The organism is Rhodopseudomonas sp. (assembly GCF_048594845.1).
In the GTDB taxonomy this organism is placed as follows: Bacteria; Pseudomonadota; Alphaproteobacteria; order Rhizobiales; family Xanthobacteraceae; genus Rhodopseudomonas.
This window is the reverse complement of sequence record NZ_JBMDXE010000063.1, coordinates 24,059-31,257: the sequence shown is the minus strand read 5'-3', so window position 1 is coordinate 31,257 and position 7,199 is coordinate 24,059. Positions and strand designations below refer to the sequence as shown.

General features: G+C 65.5%; 8 protein-coding genes and 1 pseudogene. 5 read left to right on the top strand and 4 right to left on the bottom strand.

From position 1 onward, the window contains the following. A pseudogene (locus ACOJTD_RS03390) lies at positions 1 to 409 on the top strand (RNA pseudouridine synthase); the annotation flags it as partial. A gap of 195 nt (positions 410 to 604) precedes the next feature. Here ACOJTD_RS03390 and ACOJTD_RS03385 read toward each other — a convergent pair. Beyond that, a complete protein-coding gene (locus ACOJTD_RS03385; RefSeq protein WP_420131530.1) occupies positions 605 to 1,546 on the bottom strand; it encodes a helix-turn-helix domain-containing protein in 942 nt (313 codons plus the stop codon). 354 nt (positions 1,547 to 1,900) lie between these two features. After that, on the bottom strand, positions 1,901 to 2,248 hold the full coding sequence (locus ACOJTD_RS03380) for a hypothetical protein (protein ID WP_420131529.1): 348 nt from the start codon (positions 2,246 to 2,248) through the stop codon (positions 1,901 to 1,903). Here ACOJTD_RS03380 and ACOJTD_RS03375 point away from each other — a divergent pair. Then, positions 2,216 to 2,980: a DUF2336 domain-containing protein gene (locus ACOJTD_RS03375; protein ID WP_420131528.1), complete on the top strand. Its 765-nt coding sequence runs from the start codon at positions 2,216 to 2,218 to the stop codon at positions 2,978 to 2,980. The two genes, ACOJTD_RS03380 and ACOJTD_RS03375, sit on opposite strands and share 33 nt — an antisense overlap. A gap of 47 nt (positions 2,981 to 3,027) precedes the next feature. Further along, on the top strand, positions 3,028 to 3,312 hold the full coding sequence (locus tag ACOJTD_RS03370; protein ID WP_420131527.1) for a PilZ domain-containing protein: 285 nt from the start codon (positions 3,028 to 3,030) through the stop codon (positions 3,310 to 3,312). On the opposite strand, the gene mtaB is transcribed toward ACOJTD_RS03370, so the two are convergent. Both mtaB and dapF read right to left on the bottom strand, forming a co-directional pair. After that, complete coding sequence (gene mtaB / locus ACOJTD_RS03365) at positions 3,293 to 4,582, bottom strand: tRNA (N(6)-L-threonylcarbamoyladenosine(37)-C(2))-methylthiotransferase MtaB (RefSeq protein WP_420131526.1); 1,290 nt, start codon at positions 4,580 to 4,582, stop codon at positions 3,293 to 3,295. The genes ACOJTD_RS03370 and mtaB overlap by 20 nt on opposite strands. Further along, positions 4,582 to 5,463 (bottom strand): diaminopimelate epimerase, encoded by an 882-nt coding sequence (gene dapF / locus ACOJTD_RS03360; RefSeq protein WP_420131525.1) that lies wholly within the window; start codon positions 5,461 to 5,463, stop codon positions 4,582 to 4,584. Before dapF ends, mtaB begins: the two co-directional genes overlap by 1 nt. A gap of 194 nt (positions 5,464 to 5,657) precedes the next feature. Between dapF and ACOJTD_RS03355 the strand changes: the two genes are divergently transcribed. Next, positions 5,658 to 6,395, top strand: coding sequence for a GyrI-like domain-containing protein (locus ACOJTD_RS03355; RefSeq protein WP_420131524.1), 738 nt, complete (start codon positions 5,658 to 5,660; stop codon positions 6,393 to 6,395). Next, positions 6,395 to 7,111, top strand: a complete 717-nt coding sequence (locus ACOJTD_RS03350; RefSeq protein ID WP_420131523.1) for an SIMPL domain-containing protein — start codon at positions 6,395 to 6,397, stop codon at positions 7,109 to 7,111. Before ACOJTD_RS03355 ends, ACOJTD_RS03350 begins: the two co-directional genes overlap by 1 nt. Positions 7,112 to 7,199: the final 88 nt, after the last annotated feature.

The window sequence follows — 7,199 nt, the reverse complement described above, 5'->3', positions numbered from 1 at the left end:
GGGGGTGGGGGTCCACGGCGGGACGCCGTCCTCGGGGCTCCCTCACCCCAACCCTCTCCCGCAAGCGGGAGAGGGGGCTCGCTGTGCGGGGGGAGAGAACGATGATCTGTCCCAACGGCCGGGCGCGAAAATTGGCGCGCTGCCGCCGACGCAGCTGACCTGGCTGGCGCTGGAGCCGATTACCGGGCGGACGCACCAGCTGCGCGTGCATTGTGCGGCGATGGGGTGGCCGATCGTCGGGGACAATATCTATGGCAACGGACCGCGCTTCGGCGAGCCGCGGCTGCACCTGCATGCGCGCGAGATCGTCATTCCGCTGTCGCGCAACAAGCCGCCGGTGATCGTCACCGCGCCGCCGCCAGCCCACATGCATCCGCGGCTGGCGGCTTGCGGGTGGACGTCCACGTAGTAGTACGAGGATGGTGCCGGCCGGGAGTCGATCCGGCGCACGCGCCGCGATCCGCCGAACTCGTCGAGCGACGCGTCACCCGGCCGCCACGCTCAAACTACTCGGCCTCGCCCGCAACGCCGGTGAGGCATCTCGACGGACTTCAACCTCGATCTGCCTGGCCGGCGCCGAAGCCAGATACCTGAAGCCGGCTATCTAATGTGCGAGGGCGAGAGTCTGGGACGGCAGTTCGCCGAACAGCGTCCGGTAGCTCCGCGAGAAATCGCTCAGATGCCAGAAGCCGTAGGCGAGCGCGCAGGCCTTCACGCTGATGTTGCCGCTCAACAGCCGCTGCCGGACCTGCCAGAGCCGCTTGAGCCTGAGGTAACGATGCAGACTCATGCCGCGATATTGCAGCACCGCGGTGTGAATGGTGCGGACGGAGACGCCGAGCGCGCGGGCCAGCTCGCCGCTGTAGATCGGATTGGCCGGGTTTTCCGAAATGATCTCGTCGATGCCTTTGACCACGCCGAGAAATCGCTCGGTGTGCGCAGACCGTGCACCGAGCATCGAGACCGAATCCGCCAGCGCCTCGTCCGCCGCCGCGAGAAGTGATTCATTGAGTCCCTGCGCGACGTCCGCTCGTCGGATGTCGTCGGGACGTTCAGACGCGAAAGTTATGACGTCCTGTACCAGAAGGCGAAGCTTGCGCTGCGCAGGCTTCGCCATGGTCAGCAGGTCGAAGCCTTTCTCACCGGCCGGCCATCCGCGGTCGCGGATCTCCTGCTTGAACAGCACACAGCCGAGCCAGATCGGTGTAGTTTCCCGCGCGACGAAAATCGAACTACCGTATCCAAGAACGAGCGTATCGGAATCGAGATCGACGCCGTTGATCTGCAACGCGAAATCATCGCATAGCGAAAGTGCGATCGCGGTCCGGTCCGGCATCAGCTTCGCATCGATCAGCCGGGGAAACGTGCGCTCGACGATGATATCGCAGCCCGGCAAGTCCACGATCAGTTGCTGTGCGGAGATCTTTCGGGCCAGCGGCGTGAAGTCGAGCTGCAGCCCTTCGGCAGACCATCGATACTGATCGATATCATCGAAGCAGCATACCCGCAGCGCAGACGACGGGGCCAGTGACAGCGCGTTCTTCATTGCATTTCAAGGAAAGACGGGAAAACAGCGCCTAATATGCGCGCACGAAATATGAGCAGGCTGCCTACTCCCGCAGCCCCATGAACTGACCGTCGGCTCACTCTGATGATCGATTAGTATCTGACGGCTGCGCCGTCCGAATGTCTAGGTCTTTGCAGATTTTCGATATCGATTCTACCGCTCGTTAAGGCGCGTCTAACCGGCGCTTGAAACATTGCTCTGCGGGTTGACTGCGTATCACCACGCCGAAAGCAACAAACCAATCGTGGGCGCAGTCAGGCGGAGCGATCAGTTTCAAGGAAATTTGACGTGTCGGATTCCACGGCGACAACAGCCCAAAGCTCAGCACAAGGCTCACTGCTCGATGAACTCGAGTCCGCGATACAGACCGGTTCGGCCGAGCGCCGCCTCGAGACGCTGCGGCGGGTCACGGATTTGTTTCTGGGCGGCAGCAACAAATTCAATGAGGACCAGATCGCGGTTTTCGATCAGGTCCTGGGCCATCTGATCAGGAAGATCGAAACGCGGGCGCTGGCCGAGCTGAGCGTCCGGCTGGCGCCGATCGACAATGCGCCGCTGGAGACGATCAGAAAGCTGGCGAGAAACGACGATATCGAAGTCGCCGGTCCCGTGCTCGAGGAGTCGGCGCGTCTGACGACGAGCGATCTCGTGGAAATTGCAAAGACCAAGGGGCAGGCTCACCTGCTCGCGATTTCCGGCCGCCCGACGCTGACCGATCCGGTGACCGACGTGCTGGTGGCGCGCGGAAACATGGACGTCTTCCATCGGCTGCTGAGCAACGAGACGTCGTCGATCTCGGCCGCGGGCTTTGCGGTGCTGGCCAAGGCCGCCGAACACGACGAGCTTCTCGCCGAAAAGGCCGGCCGGCGCATCGATATCCCGATCAAGCTGCTACGCGATCTGTTGCTGAAGGCGAAGGAAGCAGTGCGCGAGCGGCTGCTGGCGGTGATGCCCGAAAAGGTTCGCAACGAGGTCCAGCATATTCTGAATTCCGTCGTGCAGGCCGTGGACCACGAGGTCTCACAGCCGCGTGATTACGCCGCGGCCCGCAGGTTCGTCGAACTGCTCAAGGAAAAGGGCGAACTGCACGAAAGGGATCTGCTGCGGTTCGCGAAGGCCCGGCAGTACGAGGAAACGGTCGCCGCGATGTCGCTGCTGGCCTCGACCCCGATCGACATTCTCAAGCCGCTGATGCAGAGCCCGCGCTGCGACGGCCTGCTGGTGCCGTGCCGCGCCGCCGATTTCCGCTGGGAGACGGTCAGCGCCATCCTGCAGATGCGGTTTACCGGAGCGCCGCTGTCCACGCCCGAGCTCGACCGGATCGGGCAGGAGTTCGCGAAGCTGTCGAAAGCCAGCGCGCAGCGAATGCTGAGGTTCTGGAAAGTGCGCGAAAGCACCCAAGCGAGCGCCTAGCGCAAACGCCAAAGTCGCTGCAATCAATTGTTGGGGGAGAAGCCGCAATGAGCTGGGACAAGCGCAAGGCCAAGCGGGTGCAATTTCAACGTGGCACCAGCATCGATATCCGCATCGTCAGCGTCGACGGCTTATGGCGGCGCGACGGCAAGCTGCTGGATATCTCGGAGTCCGGCGTTCTGCTGAGCTACGCCGACTCGATCCAGGAGCTCGACCTTCGAACGTTTCTGCTGGAGTTCAAGCCGAAGGGCATGGCCAGCCGGCTCTGCGCGGTGGTGCGGATCGAGGCCGGCCGCATCGCGGCGCGCTTCATCAAGGAGACGGCGCGCTGATCCAGGCCGATAGCCGCGCGCCATCGTGCGCGGCCATCGTCAGCCGCCGCACCGCGCCGGGGGTTTCGCCCGTGATCGCCACCGGGATGAAATGCTCGGTGCGACCCTGCGCCGGGCTTTCGATCAGCACATGGCGAACGGCGCCGATTTCCGACGCCAGCCGCCGCCGTAGCGCTGCCTCGCCTGCCGCGCGCAGCCGCGCAGCCCGCTCCCGAATGACGCGGCCGTCGAGCTGCGGCATCCTTGCCGCCGGGGTGCCGGGGCGCTTCGAATACGGAAACACGTGCAGGAAGCTCAGGCCGCAGTCGTCGACCAGCTCGAGCGAGCGCTGAAACATCTCCTCGGTCTCGGTCGGAAAACCGGCGATCAGGTCGGCGCCGAGCGCGATGTCCGGGCGTAGCCGGCGGACCTCATCGCAGAACGCCACGGCGTCGGCGCGGCTGTGGCGGCGCTTCATCCGCCTCAGGATCATGTCGTCGCCGGCCTGCAGCGACAGATGCAGATGCGGCATCAGCCGCTCGTCATGCGCCAGCGCGTCGAGCAGGTCGCGATCGGCCTCGATGGAATCGATCGAGGAGATCCGCAGCCGCTGCAGTTCGGGGACGTGGCGCAGGATTTTCTTAACCAGGCTGCCGAGCTTCGGCGCACCCGGCAGATCGGCGCCGTAGCTGGTGAGATCGACGCCGGTCAGCACGATCTCGGCATGGCCGCGCTCGGCCAGCGTCCGGACCTGATCGACCACCGCGCCGACCGGCACCGAGCGCGAGTTACCACGCCCGAACGGGATAATGCAGAAGGTGCAGCGATGGTCGCAGCCGTTCTGCACCTGCACGAACACCCGCGGCAGGCCGCTCTGGTAACCATCCAGCAGATGCGGCGCCATCTCGCGCACCGCCATAATGTCGGCGACCGCGATCTTCTGCTCGCGGCCGAGGCCGAACGCATCGGCGTCAAATGCCGTGCGCGCCGCGCGCCAGGCCTCGCCGCGCATCTTGTCGTCATTGCCGATGACGCGGTCGACTTCGTCCATCGCGGCGAAGGTCGCGGGTTCGGTCTGGGCCGCGCAGCCGGTGACGACGATGCGCGCGTCCGGCCGTGCGCGCTTGAGCTTGCGAATCTGCTGCCGCGCCTGCGCCACGGCTTCGTTGGTCACCGCGCAACTGTTGACCACGATCGTGTCGGCAAGCCCGGCGCCTTCCGCCTCGCGGCGGATCACTTCGGATTCAAACGCGTTGAGGCGGCAGCCGAAGGTGACGATCTCGACCGACATCAGGCCGGATTGGACGTCAGCGACGGCGCGAACAGCGCCGGATCGAACCGGCCCTCGAATTCGAATTCGGCGCCGCCGGTCATCAGCACGTGGTTGTCGCGCTCGCGCCATTCGATCGTCAGCTTGCCACCCGGCAGCGTCATCTCGACGACGCGCCCGGTCCGCTTCAGCCGCGCCGCCGCCACCGCGGTGGCGCAGGCAGCCGAGCCGCACGCCTTGGTGAGACCGGCGCCGCGCTCCCAGGTCCGCATGGTGATGTGCTCGCGGTCGACGATATGGGCGAGCGTGATGTTGGCGCGCTCCGGAAAGATCGGATGGTTTTCCAGCAGCGGCCCGAACTTGCCGAGATCATAGGCTTGCACGTCGTCGACCCAGAAGATCGCATGCGGATTGCCCATGCTGACCACCGACGGCGTATGCAGGATCGGCGCGTCGATCGGGCCGATCTGCAGCTCGATGCCGCGGGTGTCGCGAAACTCCTCGGCGAGCGGAATGTCCTGCCAGCCGAACTTGGGCTCGCCCATGTCGACGGTGAACAGTCCCTCTGCCGGACCCCGCCAGCAATTCAAAAGACCCGCGCGGGTTTCGAAGGTCAGGCCCTGCTTGTCGTTGCCGGCGAACATTTGCGAGGCGACGCAGCGCATGCCGTTGCCGCAGGCGCCGGATTCCGAGCCGTCATTGTTGTAGATGCGGACGAAGGCTTCGGTGCCGGGCAGCCGCGCCGGCTGCAGCAACATCAGCTGGTCGTACGGCACATGCGCCGCCACGGCGCGCGCGTCATCCGGCGTCACCGGCTGTTTCTGATCGCGCAGGTCCACCACCACGATCTCGTTGCCGATACCGTTCATCTTGGCGAACAGGCGATTGTCCAGCGCGCTCATGCTTCACATCCTCGTCGCGCCTATATGGCGAAGGAGCGCCGCTTTGACCAGCCCGCCACAGTCAAGCCACATGCGGATCGCAAGGGACGAAAGCGCCGGCCGGATGTTAGGAAGGAGGCGCACTGACGATCCGCCGGGCGCTTGCGGATCGCGGCGATCGGCAGCAAATCGCTGCGGCCAGGGAGACATTTGGAATGAACCGCCCCCGCTTGATCCGCCCCGTTTGGCTCGGGCTCAGCTCCGCCGCGGCCCTGATGCTCGGCGTCACCGGCGCGCTGGCGCAGACCGACACCAAGCCGGCCGACACGCCGGCAACGCCGCCCGCTGCTGCCACGGCACCGACCCCGGCGGCTCCTGCGACACCCGCGGCGCCGGCCGCTCCGGCGACATCGCCGGCCACGACCGAGGCGCCCGCGACACCGCCGCCAGCCGCCCAGGCGCCGACAACTCCTCCCGCCAAGGTGCAGACCGCCGATCCGTTCGGCGAGGAGATCACGCTGGAGCCGAAGACCGCCGTGATCCTGAAGGGCAAGGCGAGCTGGGACGCGGCGTTCGAAGCGCTGATGGAGGCGTTCAAGACCATCAAGGCGACGCTCGACAAGGCCGGCCTTAAGCCGAGCGGCAATCCGATGATCGTCTACACCTCGACCGACGACAACGGCTTTACTTTCCAGGCTGAGATGCCTGTGCCGGAAACGCCCAAGGACCTGCCGAAGACGATGAGCATGGGCACCACGCCGGACGGCAAGGCGCTGAAATTCGTCCACCGCGGCTCGTACGACAACATGGACAACACCTACGAGGCGATCACCAACCACCTCGACGACAAGAAGATCGAGGCCAAGGACACCTTCGTCGAAGAATACCTCACCGATCCGCTGACCACCGCGGAAGACAAACTGATCATCAACGTCTATGTGCCGATGAAATGATGCTGTCTCTTCGTTCGCTGCTTGCCGCCACCATCGTTTCGACCCTCGCGGCCGCGCCGCTGCAGGCACAGCCGGTGCCTCAGCTGCAGCTGCAGCAGCCCGCCATCACCGTGACGGGCGAGGCGCACAAATCGGTCGCGCCGGACATCGCGCAGATCGAGGCGGGCGTCTCCAACACCGCCAAGACCGCGCGCTCCGCCGCCGAGGCCAACAATCTGGCGATGGGCAAGGTGCTGCTGGAGCTGAAGAACGCCGGCCTCGACCCGAAGGATATCCAGACGTCGCGGCTGTCGATCCAGCCGCAATATGCCTCGTCCAGCCGGCCCGGCCCGAGCGAGATCAACGGCTATCTGGCCAGCAACATGGTGACCGTGCAGGTCCGCGACACCGCTCGCGTCGCCGGGCTGATCGACACGCTGGTGCAGGCCGGCGCCAACGAGATCCGCGGCATCAGCTTCCGCGTCGCGAATCCGTCGAAGGTGCTGGATGACGTCCGCGCCGAAGCGGTCGCCGATGCGCGGCGCAAGGCCGAGATCTACGCCCGCGCTGCCGGCGTCACGCTCGGCGCACCGGTGGTGATCACCGAGGATACGCAGCCCGGCGCGATGCCGATGCGCAAGATGGTGATGGCACAGTCGGCCGGCGCCCCGGTCGCTCCCGGCGAGGAAACGCTGAGCGTCACCGTGCTGGTGAGCTGGGCGATCAAGGCGCCGTAGCTGCGGCAGCTAATCATGACGGCTTAATCCCAAGTCGTCATTGCGAGCGCAGCGAAGCAATCCAGCCCCACGACGCGACGCTGGATTG